The following is a 15,122-nucleotide window of genomic DNA, read 5'->3' on the forward strand; positions in this document are numbered from 1 at the left end:
TAAAAAAACTGTCTTTGCAACAGGCTTTATTTAACCCAGTAGCCAATAAAGGACGGTAAAAATAGGCACGCCAATCAGCAAGCTATCGATACGGTCCAATACGCCGCCGTGCCCTGCTAGCATGGTACCTGTGTCTTTGATACCGTGCTGACGTTTAAACGCAGACTCTAGCAGATCGCCTGCGATACCGCTCACTGCCAATCCATACGCGGCTAGCAAGCAAAGCCACCATTCAAACCCCGTCAGCCAGACCCCCAGTAGCGATGCCAGTAGCGCGGCACACATACTGCCAAAGACAGCGCCTTCAATGCTTTTGTTGGGGCTGATGCGCGGCGCTAGGCCACGTGAAAACAGACGATGACCAAGTAGGCGACCGCATAGATACTGGGCGATATCGTTAAATTGACTGGCAAATAAGACAAACAATAAGACACCATACTGCTCGCGTTGCCACGTCAGCTGCTGGAGGGCAATCAAGCTGACAATCAAGGCGACAAATGCCATGCTCAATAACCCATCTAAACCCGTTGGGCGCGTGTAGTGTGAAGTGGTCGGGCTAGCGGTGTGGTCGGCAGAAGAGGTGGGAGTGACGCTTGGCTGCAGGCCGCGGCTTTGTAGCTTATGGATCAGTCGTGCTCTACTAGGTAGGCACCATATCCGTTTGATTTCGTAGCCACCGCGCAGACCGATCAGCACAAAAAAACCAATAAGCAGCCATTGATAGGGGTATCTGGACGTCAAGAGCTCGGCATGGCGATCTGCTATCTTTGCGATTGCATAGCAGCCAAAGAGCGCCGCCAGCATAAACCACCATGAGCGTGCGATCAGATAAATCTTCGGTAGGCGTCTGCGCAGGCGTGGTATGGCCAGCCCTCCCCATACCGCGCTAACCACCCCCATTAGCGCGATCACAAAGACGATATCAGAAGCCATACCTTTAAGATCCAAATGCTACCATTTTATGTCGCGGATTATGTCGCAACGCTTACAGCCGAATTGTTATGATAGCGTAAATGCTTCTTTAATCCTAACTATAGTTGATAAACTATATGGTATTAGCTGATATTAACCGGACTCCCGCATGGCTAAAGGTGGTACAGTTATTTTTTGCACATCCGCTGTTGTTATATGGGCTGTCATGTCTATATCGTCAATAGTAGCAAATGCGGTCAGCGAGGGCGGCTCAATGACACTGGTCAGAGGTTTGTTCGCTAAGTTTGGATAGTCTTGTCTATAATGACCGCCGCGACTCTCATGACGCTGATAAGCCGACTGCATAATCAAAGCCGCTAACTGCAACTGCCTAGTTAATTGAACGTAGGGCAGCGTATGGTAAGAGATGACGTGGTCTTGGCTTTTAGTATCTATATCATCAAAGCTTCTACCACCGAGCTGCTGTTGCCACTGGCAGATTTGCCCCAGCGCTTGCTCAAGCTGCTCGGCGCTACGAGTGATGCCCAGATGCGAGGTCATTAACGCTTTTAATTGGGTGGTTATGCCAGCAATGTCATTATTTGTACTGGTGTGGACATTAGCGTTGTGATGGTCATTAGTATGGCGTTGGTACTCAATGGGCGATGGCAAGGTAATACGCTGATAGTCTGCCAGCATCGGTGGGGTCCAAATATCATAGATGGATTGCTCTGAGTTAGTATAAATGGACGTGGCGTCTGGTTTTTTAGTTGCGTGTAGATAGCGCGGGATATCGGCGGCGATGTGGCGCCCGACCACCACGCACTCAAGCAGCGAGTTACTGGCCAAGCGATTAGCGCCGTGCAAGCCTGTATAAGCAACTTCTCCTGCCGCATAAAGCCCTATCACATCGGTCAAGCCATTAGCAGAAGTGACCACGCCGCCGCAGCTATAATGCGCGGTGGGGGCTACTGGGATCGGGTCGGTGGTGATGTCGATGCCAAGGTCTAATAGTGTCTGATAAATCTGCGGAAAGTGTGCTCGGAGAAATGCCGCTGGTAAGTGACTGACATCGAGATGAACGTAGCCAAGTCCATTGATGCTAATTTGCTCGGCGATAGCACGAGCGACGATGTCTCTTGGTGCCAGCTCTGCGCGTGTATCAACCTCTAGCATAAAGCGTTTACCTGTCTGCGGGCAGTACAGCCGTCCGCCTTCACCGCGTAGGGCTTCAGAGATTAAAAAACTACTTTCACCAAGCGCCAAACCTGTCGGATGAAATTGGATAAACTCCAGATTTGCCAAGCGGCAGCCTGCTTGCCAAGCCATCATCACGCCATCACCGACACAGACATTGGGCGCGCTGGCACGTTTAAACAACTGCCCTAGACCGCCACTGGCCAGCACCACCGCGCGACTATGCAAGGTTAGCTGTCGTTGATGAACGTGATCAAAAACAAGTGCACCTCGGCAATGATTGTCAGTATTTTTTAGCAGATGAAACGCTTCATGATAGGGCAGGATGGTTATATTGGATGCCGCTTGCGCTTTTTTAACTAAGGCTTCCATAATATGTCGGCCAGTGGCATCATCAGCATGAGCGACGCGCCGGCAGCCATGACCGCCTTCTTTGGTCAAGTGTAAGTCGCTGGTTTGTAAGGCGGCTGTCTCAAGGTCTTCCTCATGGGGGTATTGAAAATTGTCTAATGTCGCTATTTTTTCTGCTGGCGCGTGTTGTTTTGGTAGGCGAGTAAAGGGCACGCCTTGCTCGCACAGCCATTGCACCGCTTGCTCGCCTGAGCTTAGGATCTCTGTGGTGTTTTTTGCCTCGCACAGCCCTGCGCCTGCGATGAGCGTATCAGCGATATGATCAGCGGTGCAGTCTTTGGCATCCAAACTTGCCGCGATACCGCCTTGGGCATAATGACTGGAGCAAACGTCCAGCGCCGCTTTACTTAGTATCGTCACGTGGAGTGTTTGCGGTAAGGCCAGCGCCGTGCTCAATCCAGCAAGACCTGCGCCAATGATCAACACATCTGTGTGTCTGACGCCATGGGTATCATCAGTAGGGGTGCTTGTATTAGCGGCTGTATGCGCCTTACTCATATTAGGCGGCTCCCACATTGGCAAAGAGCGCGCGGTCTTTGACAAGGTCACCGCTTGCAGTGACGCGCCGCTTTTGCGCTTCGGCAAAATCCAGCATACGTTGTAAAGGTTTTTTGGCAGCCGCTGCCAGCTCAGGCGTCAACATGACTTCACCGCTTCGCTGTGTCAGACACTGCTCGATGCCTTTTAGGCCATTCATCGCCATCCACGGGCAAAACGCGCAGCTCTTACAGCTGGCGCTTTCGCCAGCGGTCGGTGCGGCCAAAAAACGCTTGTGTGGTGAGCGTTTTTGCATCTCGTGCAAGATACCCAAATCGGTCGCTACGATAAAGGTCTCGGCATCCATCTCATAGGTTGAGCTGAGCAGCTTACTGGTTGAGCCGACGACATCAGCCAGCGCGACCACGCTATCAGGCGACTCTGGATGTACCAGCACTTTGGCGTCAGGGTGCTCCTCTTTTAATTGCAGCAGCTCGGTCGCTTTAAACTCATTGTGCACCAGACAAGAGCCTTGCCAGAGCAGCATGTCTGCGCCAGTCTCACGAGCGATATATTTGCCCAAATGCCGGTCAGGCCCCCAAATGATAGGCTCGCCTTGCGCGTGTAAATGACGGACGATATCGATACCGACAGAGGAAGTCACCACCCAGTCGGCGCGCGCTTTGACCGCGGCGCTGGTATTGGCATAAACCACCACGGTACGCTCAGGATGAGCGTCGCAAAATGCGGCAAACTCATCTGCAGGACAGCCCAAATCAAGCGAGCATTCCGCTGCTAAGTCAGGCATCAGGACGGTCTTTTCCATACTTAGGATTTTTGCTGACTCGCCCATAAAGCGCACGCCTGCCACCACCAATGTCTGTGCCTCATGGGCTTGTCCAAAGCGCGCCATCTCAAGCGAGTCACCGACACAGCCGCCAGTCGCCAATGCCAAATCCTGAATAAAAGGATCGACATAATAATGAGCGACGAGCACAGCGTTATGCGCTTTTAGCAAGTGCTTGATGTTTTCTTCAACTGCCAGCCGCTCAGAGCGTGGCAGCTCGGTAGGTATCTTTGCTCTGGCGTATTCGATGGTCATCTGAGTGACGATGCGCTGGTCGGTACTCATGATAGGGGCGTCGTACGGATAAGTTTTCATAGCTGCAACCTTTCCTTTGGTGCGATAGTGATACATCATATGTCGTAATATTGGAATGACTCGCTAAAGCAAAATCATAAATTGTCTTAATTATGCTCATTTTGAGCATAAAAACAAGGGTTTTTTATGATTTTTCTAACTATATAGTCAATCCTAAATAAAACTGACATGCTAGATATTATGTTCACGTGCTACTGGGTGCCACGTGCTACTGATATTTATTTTGCGCAGCCTCTGTCGGCGTAGGCACAGCACGCAAGAAAAATGAATACCCGTAGCGCTGTACCTGTTTTAATGTAAATTAACCATATTAAGGCGTGCGGCTTGGCTGATGTTACAGCGACAGACTGTGATCGTCTTAGATTCGAGCTATACTAGGAAGTGTTACTGTTTGTAGGTAAACGGTGCTAACGACTGCTGTAGCACGGCTGTTTTGATTGTATACTGAGTTTGTTTTTGTACTCAGCTTGTTTGTGTACTACGTTTGATTTTCTACCGAGGATGATAAATACACTTATGACGTTGTCTTATTCACATGCGCATCAGCAAGGCAGTGGTACCACCGAGGTGGTTGCCGTACTCGTTGCGATTACCGAGCATACCGCCCGTGTCCTAACGGTCGATAAAGGTAAGCTATTGCCCAATGGGCCACTGATGCCGCTGCATCGCTCGTTGCAAGCAGGGGTGCGCCAGTGGGTGGAGGAGCAGACGCAGCAGCCACTTGGGTATTTAGAGCAGCTTTATACCTTTGTCGATACCAATAGACGCAACGTCGATGGTCATGCTTTAGTGTATGTCAGCTATCTAGGGCTGGTGCAAGAGACGCAGACGCCAAAGCTGCCAAGCCAAGCGCTATGGCGAGATTGGTATGATTACTTCCCGTGGGAAAACCACTTAGATGGCGCGCCAACTATCATTACCTCGTTTATCGTGCCAGCATTATTGGCATGGGCACAGGAGGCAGATGACGTTATCATTCAGCAGCGGCGACGTCAGCGTATTGAGCTGTGTTGGGGCGTCGGTGATGCGCATGTGATAAGCCAACAGCCGCCAAGCTTGGGTGCCAGCGCGGCCAGCCGGGAGCAGCTGCCAGAAAATAAAGAATGGGTCGCCGAGCATGTACTGCTGCGCTATGAGATGCTTTATGAAGCAGGGTTGATACCTGAAGCGCCAAGCTATCCGGCAAGCTACTTAGCCAATGTGTCCACCGAGCTGCCTAAACACTGGTCGCAGCTGATAGGCGAGCCGATGTATTACGATCATCGCCGCGTGATTGCCACCGCCATCTCTCGATTACGAGCCAAGATAGAGTATCGGCCGCTGATTTTTGGTTTGATGCCCGAGGTGTTTACTTTATCGCAGTTACAGCAGAGCGTAGAGGCGTTATCAGGTGTGCGCCTGCATAAGCAGAACTTTCGCCGCTTGCTGGAGGCACAAAACCTAGTGATGGAAACAGGAGAGAGCAGTAGCGCTCAGCGCGGCCGGCCCGCTAAGCTGTATCGTTTTCGGCACGATATCGAGTTACAAAGCCTGCTCATGGATAGCAAGCTGCCCAAACGCAAATAATTAAATGACATTATTTTATTGCAGGGCGGGGTGCTTTACGCTATATTTATGCTCATTTTGAGTCTAATAAATGACCGTGATGCCAGTGATATGATTGCTATTTGTGGTGCTATCACTGGCGATGGCACATTTATCAAGCAAATGCGCAACGATAAGGATAACCGATGACAGGCAAACAAGAACCAGCATTAAATGAGGTGTTGCTACGCCCATTAGTAGAGACCGCTCTCACAGAGGATCTAGGCAGGCGCGGCGATGTCACCTCACAAGCAACCATCCCAGCCGATATGCAAGCGCAGCTACAGATCAAAGCGCGCCAGGCTGGCGTTATCTGCGGTATGGATTTGGCGCGATTGGCCTTTGGTATGGTCGATACGCAGATTGGTTTTGACGCTCAGATCGCGGATGGTGAGAGGGTTGAGGCGGGGACAGTGCTGGCGACCGTGCGCGGTAATGCGCGTCATTTGCTCACTGCTGAGCGTACCGCGCTCAATTTTATGACGCATCTGAGCGGTATCGCGACCGCGACACGGCAGATCGTCGATAGTGTGGCTGCATACCCTGCGCAAATCACCTGTACGCGTAAGACCATTCCTGGCCTACGGACAGTGCAAAAATACGCTGTACGCTGCGGCGGCGGGCGCAACCATCGCTTGGGGCTGGACGATGCGATTTTGATCAAAGACAATCATATTGCGATTGCAGGCGATATCGCAACTGCCATCAAGCAAGCGCAAGACGTTGCCGGTCATCTGATTCCAATTGAGGTAGAAGTCGACACCTTAGCGCAGTTAGCGCAGGCACTCGATGCCGGTGCAAGCTTGGTATTACTGGACAATATGACGCCTGATGTTTTGGCGCAAGCGGTGGCTATGTGCCAAGGCCGCGCCAAGACAGAAGCCTCAGGAGGCATCACCCCTGAGACGGTGCAAGCGGTCGCCCAGGCAGGGGTGGATTTCATTGCAATGGGTTATCTGACGCACAGTACTACCGCGCTCGATATCGGTCTGGATTTTATGGTCAGTGATAATACGGGAAATTAAGCAAAGTTAATGATTTTATTGGCTTATCTGCCTATGCTACAATGGCGCTTATGCGGTGGTTAGCCGCCTAACAGGTCATCGCTGTGTGCCGTGATGACCTGACTTTAGCATCATTGCTGCAACAGATAAGCGAGACTGAGTGAACACTGAAATAATCAAGATAATCTTAGCCTTTTTGGTGCTGATCAATCCATTTAGCGCATTGACGTTGTTTTTGGATTTGACCCGCGGTTATTCGATGAATAATCGGCGCAAAGTGGCGCGTATTGCTTGCTTGACCATTTTTATTACCATCAGCTTTTTTACTGTGGCAGGGGAGACCTTGCTTAAGCTGCTGGGTATTTCTATCGGCTCGTTTCAGTTGGCGGGTGGTATCTTGGTGTTTTTGATTGCGCTCAACATGATGAACGGGGAAGGTAACCCCGTCAAACCCGATCAAGAAAACTTCGATGTCGAGTATGACAAATACTCCGCGCCAAGTACCGCCTCTGCTGTTGTGCCGCTCGCTATTCCGATGATGATTGGTCCTGGCGGTATCTCTACCGTCATCATTTACTCTTCGCAAGTCTCTGGGATTTTGCAAGTCTCAGCCATTCTTATCGCTGGATTGTTTATCAGCTTGTTTTGCTATTTGGCCTTAATGGCGGCAGGTCGTATTAGCCGGCTGCTGGGCGATACTGGACTAAACATCATGAGCCGCATCATGGGCATGCTCTTGGCTGCAGTGTCTATCGAAATCATCGTCAATGGCTTGCGTACCTTGTTTCCTGCCTTGGTATAACCGCTTGTCTGACGCTTAAAAGCATGTGCGCTTGTGTGACTAATCACCAAAGACGCTGGCAAAAAACTCCATTAATGAAAATATGTTATAGTAGTGATTCACTATTTTTGACAGGAGTTGATCTTGAGTAAGAAAAGAATTGCTATTTTAGGAGCAGGTCCAAGTGGTTTGGCGCAGTTGCGTGCCTTTGAAGCAGCGCGCTTGGCAGGTGTAAAAGACTTACCTGAGATAGTTTGTTATGAGAAACAAAACGCCATTGGCGGTATGTGGAACTATAGCTGGCGCACAGGTCTAGACAGAAATGGTGAGCCCGTCCACGGCAGTATGTACCGCTATCTATGGTCAAATGGCCCAAAAGAATGCTTGGAGTTTGCAGACTACTCGTTTGATGAGCATTTTGGTGAGCCTATCCCTTCATACCCTCCGCGTGAAGTCCTAAAAGACTACATCATGGGCCGTATCGACAAACAAGACATTCAAAAATATATTCGCTTTGAATGCCCAGTACGCTGGGTAGCTTTCGATGATGACACACAAAAATTCACCGTCACGGTGATGAACCATAAAACCGACGAGCAAGAAGTCGAAGAGTTTGACTATGTTGTGGTTGCGACAGGGCACTTTTCGACGCCAAATATGCCGTACTTTGAAGGTCTCGAAGCCTTCCCTGGCCGTATCTTGCATGCTCACGACTTCCGTGATGCCCTAGAGTTTAAAAACGAAGATATTTTACTTGTCGGTAGCAGTTACTCCGCCGAAGACATCGGTACGCAGTGCTATAAGTATGGCACCAAATCAGTAACCATCAGTTATCGCAGCCAGCCACTTGGCTATGAGTGGCCTGAGGGCATCAAAGAAGTGCCACTGGTGACGCATTTTGAAGGAGATGTGGCGCATTTTGCTGATGGCACCAGCCAGAGCTTTGACGCCATCATTATGTGTACCGGTTACTTGTTCCATTTCCCGTTCTTGCCGGATGAGCTGCGTTTGCAAACGCATAACTGCTTGTACCCTGCCAACCTTTATAAAGGTATTTTTTGGCAGCCCAATCCCAAGCTTATCTATCTAGGCATGCAAGATCAGTACTTTACCTTTAATATGTTTGACGCCCAAGCGTGGTATGCGCGTGATGTCATCATGGGTGAGATGGCGCTGCCGGATTTGGCAACGCGTGAGGCTGACGAGCAAAAATGGCTGGAAACCTACGCCAAATGCGTCACGGTCGACGACTCCATCGACTTTCAAGCTGCTTATATTCGCGACTTGACCGATGCGACGGACTATCCTGAGTTTGCGGTCGAAAAACAAGGCGATATTCTAAAGCAGTGGCAAAAGGACAAAGCAGAGAACATCATGACCTTTAGAGAAAAGGCCTACCGCTCGACGCTGACGGGCACGCTAGCGCCTGAGTTGCCAGAGCCGTGGCTGGATGTGTTAGATGACTCGCTTGAACACTTTTTAAACTTGGCATTTGTCCAGCCCAAAAAGCATAAAAAAGCCTCATAAGCAGTTTTTATCTATAAGTGTTTATTGTAAAAAACCAAACCTTCAAGTGAGGGTTTGGTTTTTTTTAGGTTAGGCCATCCATCTTTGGTGACTAGCTTTGATGATTAGCTTTGATACAAATGCCATGCCAGATAGAGCATCAAGATACCGACGAGAGCGTCCAAAACATTCCAAGCTTTTGGTTTGGCAAACAGCGGTTTGAGTAAGCGCGCGCCATAGCCCAGCGCAAAAAAGAAAAAGAAAGACGCGCTGACGGCACCAGCGGCAAACATCACTTTGCTACTAGCGCCTGTTGAAACCATGCCGACGAGCACCAATGTATCTAAATAGACGTGCGGGTTGAGCCATGTAAAGCCAAAACACAGGAGCAGCGCTTTTTTTAGGCTGCTGACCACTTGACCCTCGACGGTCAGTGCCTGTGATAGGCGCACACTGGCATATAGGCTTTGTAAGCCATAACCGAGCAAAAACACCACACCGGCGAATTTTGCGACATCGACGATGTGCGGATAGCGTGCTGTCACGGCGCCAAAGCCGCCGACGCCTGCTGAAATCAAGATGGCATCGCTAAGGGCACAAAACAAACAGACAAAAAAGATGTGCTCGCGCTTTAGCCCTTGTTTGAGTACAAAGGCGTTTTGCGAGCCTATCGCAATGATGAGCGATAGCCCAAGCAAGAAGCCAGAAAGAAAGTCAGGGGCATACATAATTAAGTGCTTAATCGGTGGTGGAGCGGGGCGGATAGTGCCAGCGGCGCTGACATTTTGCGTACTGGCAGCATCACAAAAAGCTGTTAAGATACGCTATTGATTGCACAGATGCAATAAAGCAAAGCCCCTTACTGTAAAATGGGTGTGTAACAAGAGGCGTGTATAACAGAGAGGTAAGATCGGTCATGGTGGTAAGTTTGACAAGAATGCTACAATCATTTGGGCAAGCCCAAGACGATCTGCCAGCGCAAGCGGCCTTACAGGCGCAAAAGACAGCGAGCCACTATGATAGCCAAACAAAGAGCAAAGGCGGCGAGCAAGCAGATGACGGCAATAGCAAAAACCCGCGTACTACGCTGACGCCCCCTGAGCGTGCCGACCGTATCTGTGCGGCATTGGCGCAAGTGAGTGATGCGCGTTCGGCCACACCGCTCACCGACCGCTATCTGGCCAATCATGCACAAATGCGCCCAGACAACAGACCCCCTTTTGACCCTGATACCTTATGGTATCTCAAACATGGACGCTGTCCGATTATGACTGAGCTTGTAGATGTGGTCGATGAAGCCACCTTAAACGCCATGCCTATCGAGGCGGTGGCAATACTCGATAGAATAAATGGTAAGCTAAAGCGCTACCGTGAGTGGAGTCAAGAGCTCAACGATGAGCAGCAGCAACAGCATAACGAGCGGCAGTTCGTCATCGATAAGCTGGTTTCTGAGAGTATCCCCGAGGCGCTGCATCATTATGAGCAGCTGCAACGATTTAGCCCGCACCGTACCAGAAACCATGCAGCACAAGGTAAGATGAGCGCAGGTGATATGCTGACGGATTTGTTTTTAGAGATTGACTACGAGCTTGATGAGCTGCTCGATGAATTGCACAACACTGTGATGAGCCGCCTTGCTTCCACGCATCGCTATGTCAAAAGCCGCACGCAAAGCTAAGCTAAGGGTGGCGGTTGTGACTGCGAACCTGCTCTCATTGATACCGCGGTGCTTGCCAATCATTTTGCCAAAAAAAACTGCCAAAAAACTTGCCATAAAATAAGGATCAGCCAATGACCCAAATGACTGCGATGTTTATCATGTTTGTATTGTATGGTGTGCTACCAGCGGCTGGGTTGTACTTGGGATATCGTGGTATCAAAAAAATGACCGCGCCCAAAATGCTGGAGTATAAGGCGATGCCGCAGCTGGGTTATATCCCCGAAAAAAGCCTACCGGCTGATATCAAGACGATGCTGGCGCAGATCAACGAAAAAGGCGAAAAGCTGCGCGTCATTTATGGTGATACCAATAATGACGGTAAGATTGATGACAAAGACACTGTCAGTGAGACCTATATCATGATTCAAAATCTCATGGACAGACATGTGCCGCTGGCGGTGGCGGACTATCGGCGCTTGCATGACTTAGATGTGGGCGATAGTGCGCGCGCTGATACCACCAAAATCAAGAACTCCAATGTGACAGGCAAAGAAGCGCTGCTTGAGGTGCTCACCACCATTGACGCGCAGTTTGATGATTTGCTCAATGCCTCCTATCATCAAGACGGGCAAAAGCTACTCGCGACCAGTCGCTATCTACAAAAACGTTTTAAAACGCCTGCTGTCAGTCATGAAGGACAAAACCTCGATGACAGTGCTGACGATGAGGCAGGTATCCAAACGCTTGAAACCCCAGCTGGTGCTGCGGCCAAAAAGGCGCGCGCTGACGATATCAAACGGTAAAGATTAAAAGCTAAGCGCAATAATGGTAAAAGAGTAAGATATATGAGTGTGCTCATTGGTGTCGGTATCGTGACGACCATCACGACCATTTATTTGGGTAAAAAAGGCTGGCAAGCGCTGCATAAAGCCGTCGGTATCACCCCAGGCGTGCTTACATATCAAGATGATCAAGCGCCTTTGTCATTGTCTGCGGTCACATGGCGGCATCTGCGTTTACAAAAAAAACATCTACAGCGTTTACCAAATGATCAGCTGCGCCAGCTGCAGCGTATCGACGATAAGGTGAGTCGCTATCAGTCTTATCAAAAAACACAACAGGCTGATGATAAGACGCCGACGGTGACCGAGTCGCAGTTTGTGTTAGAAAAGCTGCTGTACACGCGCTTGCCTGACACACTAGCCAGTTATGATTATCTGGTCAGTATCGATAGCGCCGACCTATCACAAACAGAAAAAAAAGCAGAAGCCAGTGAGCTGTTGCAGCAGGTATTAGACCATATCGAGCAGCGTCTAGATGCGTTATTGGACCAAGCGCAGACGCAGCATCTACAAGCGTTACGCGTGATGAAAAACTATGTCGAGAGCCACGATCGTTAAAGGGTAGGGCAAAACGACAGCAAGTGGCGCAAAAAAAGCTGCCTGTGATATCTCTCACAGGCAGCTTTTTTATGATCTAGGTGTATAAAGCCTCAATAAAACTAACGCTTATCGCCGCGGCCACGAGTGTGCCGAGTGCCGCGACTGGCAGGGCTGCCGCTGCTTTTCGGTTTGCTACTGTGCGACTTATCGCTACGACTATCGGCACGGCGTGCTTTGAGCGGTTTGTTTTTGATACGTTCTTGCTTTTCTTTGGCCGCGCCGTGCAGACCTGTACCATAACGCGGGCGCAAGCTGACTAAGTCGGTTAGGGTGTTGATCTCCTTTTTGTCCAGCTCCAAGAAGCGGCCTGTACGCAGCTCTTTGGGCAGTGAGATCGTACCATAGCGGGTGCGCAATAGGCGGCTGACTTTGAGGCCTTGCGACTCAAACAAACGGCGCACTTCGCGGTTACGGCCTTCTTTTAGTTTGACGTGATACCACTTGTTGACGCCTTCACCGCCGCCTTCTTTAATGTCTTCAAACTGCGCCATGCCGTCCTCTAACATGACACCAGCGGTCAAGTTGCGAGCGATATCAGGGGTGACCTCACCCAAGACACGTACCGCATATTCACGCGTGACTTCACTTGAGGGGTGCATCAAGCGATGGGCCATCTCGCCATCGTTGGTAAACAATAACAGTCCGGTTGAGTTGATGTCCAAACGGCCAACCATCACCCAGCGATCGTGGGTCAGCTTTGGTAGGCGCTCAAACACAGTCGGACGACCCTCAGGGTCTTTTGCCGAGCACACTTCTCCTTCAGGCTTGTAGTATGCCAAGACGCGGCGGCGCTTTTCGTTTTCGGCGTTGTATTTGATCTGACGACCATCTACCCGTATCTCATCGCCTTGCTGCACGCGATCACCAATGGTTGCAGGCGCATTATTGACAGACACGCGGCCTGATCTGATGACCTCTTCCATCTGACGGCGTGAACCCAGCCCCATACGGGCGAGGGCTTTTTGTAATTTCTCATCTTTCATAATCATGTCCTTGAGTCGGTGGGTTTACATTTCTCAATGTAAAAAAATAGAGCGCCTATTCTACGCTATTTTAACAAAATTAGCACGTAAACAACTGCTTACTGTCAATGATGACTCAAACCAATATTTATTAGAAAATTCGCGTTTGGGTTATCTGTTTTAAGAAAGAGCGTTCTAAAAAGGGTAACGACAGCCATGTTGTTTTTTAAAAGACGGTAAAAGAGCTATCTACAAATACCTCTTCTCTTGCCAGTCACTTATTAAAAAGCGTATCAATATTTTGGCTTTATCTTGCGCTAGGATTTTGCCGCGTACACAGGTACAATATTATGACTAGTCAAAGGTTGACGAAGCAAAAGACAGGCATGCAAAGTACTTGCGCGCGCTGTCTTTATTTTTTATATCGTACCCTCTATTGGAGTTACTATGTCTATTGCCCAAGAGCCTGCTACCGTTTTGGACGGCAAAGCACTTGCCAAACAAATAGAACAGGATCTACGCGCGCGCGTGGATACGATCAAAGCTAAGACGGGACGCACCCCAAGCCTTGCAACGATATTGGTTGGTGATGATCCAGCCTCTGCGACCTATGTACGTATGAAAGGCAATGCCTGTAAGCGTGTCGGCATGGACTCTATTCGGGTCGAGATGCCAAGTGCTACGACTACCAAAGAGCTGATGGCAAAGATTGATGAGCTCAATAACGATCCTGATGTCCATGGTATTTTGCTGCAGCACCCAGTACCTGCGCATATCGATGAGCGTGCATGCTTTGAGCAAATTGACTTGGCAAAAGACGTCGATGGCGTGACGTGTCTTGGCTTTGGTCGTATGGCGATGCAGCAGTCTGCGTATGGCTCTTGCACGCCGCAGGGCATCATGCACTTATTGGCGCATCATGATATCGAGTTATCAGGTAAAGAAGCCGTGGTCGTTGGCCGTAGTGCTATCTTGGGTAAGCCGATGGCGATGATGTTATTAAATGCCAACTGCACAGTGACGATGTGTCACTCAAAAACACAAGATTTGGCCGCTCATATCAAGCGTGCTGATATCGTGGTCGGGGCAGTGGGTGTGCCTGAGTTGATTAAAGCTGAGTGGATCAAAAAAGGGGCTGTGGTAGTCGATGCAGGTTTTCATCCCACCGACAATGGCGGTGTTGGCGATATCGAGCTGACAGGCGTTGAGAGCATTGCTAGTGCTTATACACCTGTGCCAGGCGGCGTAGGCCCGATGACTATTAATACTCTCATTCGCCAGACGGTAGAAGCCGCTGAAAAATCAGCAGGCTTGGATATTAGCTAAAAACAGGCTTGGATATTAGCTAAAAAATAGCCATGTGAGTGCTGATTGCCGATAGATAAAGCGGCCTGATTGATAGAGTCAGGCAAATCAACCACCTCTTCGTTGATAGGATCTAAAAATGGCTAAAAAAGACGTAGGTATTCATGAGCGACTACAAGGTATTGGTAGAGAGTTTGTCGATGTCTGTCATTACGTTATTTTATTTTTAATCAGTGTGGTGGTGGTCTGGACGGCAGGTAAAGAGTTCATTTATATTGTCCAAAAAGGCTCAGCGGATCTAAAAGATATTTTGATGCTGTTCATTTATCTTGAGCTACTCGCTATGATAGGGATTTATTTTAAAACCCATCGACTTCCCGTACAGTTTTTGATATTTATCGCCATCACTGCATTGTCGCGACATCTGGTCGTTGATGTGCAGGCAGTGTCAGATTATTTTCATCTATGGCTATTGGCAACGATCTCTGTGGCAATCATGCTATTGAGTGGTGCTATTGTCATATTGACTTGGACGGCAAAAACCTTTGGTCGTCCAGAGGACAATCTTGATAGACAGTATGCAAATTTGACAGTCAAGGCTATGCTGCCTGATAATGCGCAAGCACCAGACAGCCATACCAAGCACCGCCGTGAGTAATGAGGCACAATCAGCACAAAAAAAAGGGCTACCACTGGTAGCCCTTTTTTATGTATGAATG

General features: G+C 49.5%; 14 protein-coding genes. 9 read left to right on the forward strand and 5 right to left on the reverse strand.

Annotation, left to right across the window (positions count from 1 at the left end):
- Positions 1–30: 30 nt before the first annotated feature.
- The 3 genes from JFC05_RS04085 to nadA all read right to left on the reverse strand — a co-directional run bounded on the left by JFC05_RS04085 (position 31) and on the right by nadA (position 4,159).
- Positions 31–933: a phosphatidate cytidylyltransferase gene (locus JFC05_RS04085; protein ID WP_198335882.1), complete on the reverse strand. Its 903-nt coding sequence runs from the start codon at positions 931–933 to the stop codon at positions 31–33.
- Between the two features lie 132 nt (positions 934–1,065).
- Entirely contained in the window at positions 1,066–3,018 is a 1,953-nt protein-coding gene (nadB, locus tag JFC05_RS04090; RefSeq protein ID WP_198335935.1) for an L-aspartate oxidase, read from the reverse strand.
- A 1-nt stretch (position 3,019) separates the two neighbouring features.
- The gene (gene nadA, locus JFC05_RS04095; protein WP_198335883.1) at positions 3,020–4,159 is read right to left on the reverse strand and encodes a quinolinate synthase NadA; all 1,140 of its coding nucleotides are present in this window, start codon (positions 4,157–4,159) and stop codon (positions 3,020–3,022) included.
- 516 nt (positions 4,160–4,675) lie between these two features.
- Here nadA and JFC05_RS04100 point away from each other — a divergent pair.
- From JFC05_RS04100 to JFC05_RS04115, 4 genes are all read left to right on the forward strand, one after another.
- Positions 4,676–5,725, forward strand: coding sequence for an NUDIX hydrolase (locus JFC05_RS04100; RefSeq protein ID WP_198335884.1), 1,050 nt, complete (start codon positions 4,676–4,678; stop codon positions 5,723–5,725).
- A 164-nt stretch (positions 5,726–5,889) separates the two neighbouring features.
- Positions 5,890–6,768 carry a carboxylating nicotinate-nucleotide diphosphorylase gene (gene nadC / locus JFC05_RS04105; protein WP_198335885.1) on the forward strand — a complete coding sequence of 293 codons (879 nt, stop codon included), beginning with the start codon at positions 5,890–5,892 and terminating at the stop codon, positions 6,766–6,768.
- A 139-nt stretch (positions 6,769–6,907) separates the two neighbouring features.
- Entirely contained in the window at positions 6,908–7,549 is a 642-nt protein-coding gene (locus JFC05_RS04110) for a MarC family protein (protein WP_198335886.1), read from the forward strand.
- A gap of 123 nt (positions 7,550–7,672) precedes the next feature.
- Entirely contained in the window at positions 7,673–9,055 is a 1,383-nt protein-coding gene (locus tag JFC05_RS04115) for an NAD(P)-binding domain-containing protein (RefSeq protein WP_105244984.1), read from the forward strand.
- A gap of 104 nt (positions 9,056–9,159) precedes the next feature.
- Here JFC05_RS04115 and JFC05_RS04120 read toward each other — a convergent pair whose 3' ends face one another.
- Positions 9,160–9,762: a LysE/ArgO family amino acid transporter gene (locus JFC05_RS04120; protein WP_198335887.1), complete on the reverse strand. Its 603-nt coding sequence runs from the start codon at positions 9,760–9,762 to the stop codon at positions 9,160–9,162.
- Between the two features lie 209 nt (positions 9,763–9,971).
- Between JFC05_RS04120 and JFC05_RS04125 the strand changes: the two genes are divergently transcribed.
- From JFC05_RS04125 to JFC05_RS04135, 3 genes are all read left to right on the forward strand, one after another.
- Positions 9,972–10,712 carry a hypothetical protein gene (locus JFC05_RS04125; protein ID WP_198335888.1) on the forward strand — a complete coding sequence of 247 codons (741 nt, stop codon included), beginning with the start codon at positions 9,972–9,974 and terminating at the stop codon, positions 10,710–10,712.
- 113 nt (positions 10,713–10,825) lie between these two features.
- Positions 10,826–11,497, forward strand: a complete 672-nt coding sequence (locus JFC05_RS04130; RefSeq protein ID WP_227697396.1) for a hypothetical protein — start codon at positions 10,826–10,828, stop codon at positions 11,495–11,497.
- Positions 11,498–11,539: 42 nt separating this feature from the next.
- Entirely contained in the window at positions 11,540–12,094 is a 555-nt protein-coding gene (locus tag JFC05_RS04135; protein WP_198335889.1) for a hypothetical protein, read from the forward strand.
- Between the two features lie 101 nt (positions 12,095–12,195).
- Here the strand turns inward: JFC05_RS04135 and rluB are convergent, their stop codons facing one another.
- Positions 12,196–13,119: a 23S rRNA pseudouridine(2605) synthase RluB gene (gene rluB, locus JFC05_RS04140; protein ID WP_198335890.1), complete on the reverse strand. Its 924-nt coding sequence runs from the start codon at positions 13,117–13,119 to the stop codon at positions 12,196–12,198.
- Positions 13,120–13,545: 426 nt separating this feature from the next.
- Here rluB and folD point away from each other — a divergent pair, with 426 nt between their 5' ends.
- Positions 13,546–14,424, forward strand: a complete 879-nt coding sequence (folD, locus tag JFC05_RS04145; protein ID WP_198335891.1) for a bifunctional methylenetetrahydrofolate dehydrogenase/methenyltetrahydrofolate cyclohydrolase FolD — start codon at positions 13,546–13,548, stop codon at positions 14,422–14,424.
- Positions 14,425–14,542: 118 nt separating this feature from the next.
- The gene (locus JFC05_RS04150; protein WP_058024361.1) at positions 14,543–15,061 is read left to right on the forward strand and encodes a phosphate-starvation-inducible protein PsiE; all 519 of its coding nucleotides are present in this window, start codon (positions 14,543–14,545) and stop codon (positions 15,059–15,061) included.
- Positions 15,062–15,122: the final 61 nt, after the last annotated feature.

The sequence above is a fragment of the Psychrobacter celer genome (genome assembly GCF_016107555.1).
GTDB classification, from domain to species: Bacteria; Pseudomonadota; Gammaproteobacteria; order Pseudomonadales; family Moraxellaceae; genus Psychrobacter; species Psychrobacter celer.

What these genes read in the sequence shown, in the direction of transcription:
- JFC05_RS04085 (WP_198335882.1), bottom strand. Translation starts at nt 933, where the DNA reads ATGGCTTCTGATATCGTCTTTGTGATCGCGCTAATGGGGGTGGTTAGC.
- nadB (WP_198335935.1), bottom strand. Translation starts at nt 3,018, where the DNA reads ATGAGTAAGGCGCATACAGCCGCTAATACAAGCACCCCTACTGATGAT.
- nadA (WP_198335883.1), bottom strand. Translation starts at nt 4,159, where the DNA reads ATGAAAACTTATCCGTACGACGCCCCTATCATGAGTACCGACCAGCGC.
- JFC05_RS04100 (WP_198335884.1), top strand. Translation starts at nt 4,676, where the DNA reads ATGACGTTGTCTTATTCACATGCGCATCAGCAAGGCAGTGGTACCACC.
- nadC (WP_198335885.1), top strand. Translation starts at nt 5,890, where the DNA reads ATGACAGGCAAACAAGAACCAGCATTAAATGAGGTGTTGCTACGCCCA.
- JFC05_RS04120 (WP_198335887.1), bottom strand. Translation starts at nt 9,762, where the DNA reads ATGTATGCCCCTGACTTTCTTTCTGGCTTCTTGCTTGGGCTATCGCTC.
- JFC05_RS04125 (WP_198335888.1), top strand. Translation starts at nt 9,972, where the DNA reads ATGCTACAATCATTTGGGCAAGCCCAAGACGATCTGCCAGCGCAAGCG.
- JFC05_RS04130 (WP_227697396.1), top strand. Translation starts at nt 10,826, where the DNA reads ATGACCCAAATGACTGCGATGTTTATCATGTTTGTATTGTATGGTGTG.
- JFC05_RS04135 (WP_198335889.1), top strand. Translation starts at nt 11,540, where the DNA reads ATGAGTGTGCTCATTGGTGTCGGTATCGTGACGACCATCACGACCATT.
- rluB (WP_198335890.1), bottom strand. Translation starts at nt 13,119, where the DNA reads ATGAAAGATGAGAAATTACAAAAAGCCCTCGCCCGTATGGGGCTGGGT.
- folD (WP_198335891.1), top strand. Translation starts at nt 13,546, where the DNA reads ATGTCTATTGCCCAAGAGCCTGCTACCGTTTTGGACGGCAAAGCACTT.
- JFC05_RS04150 (WP_058024361.1), top strand. Translation starts at nt 14,543, where the DNA reads ATGGCTAAAAAAGACGTAGGTATTCATGAGCGACTACAAGGTATTGGT.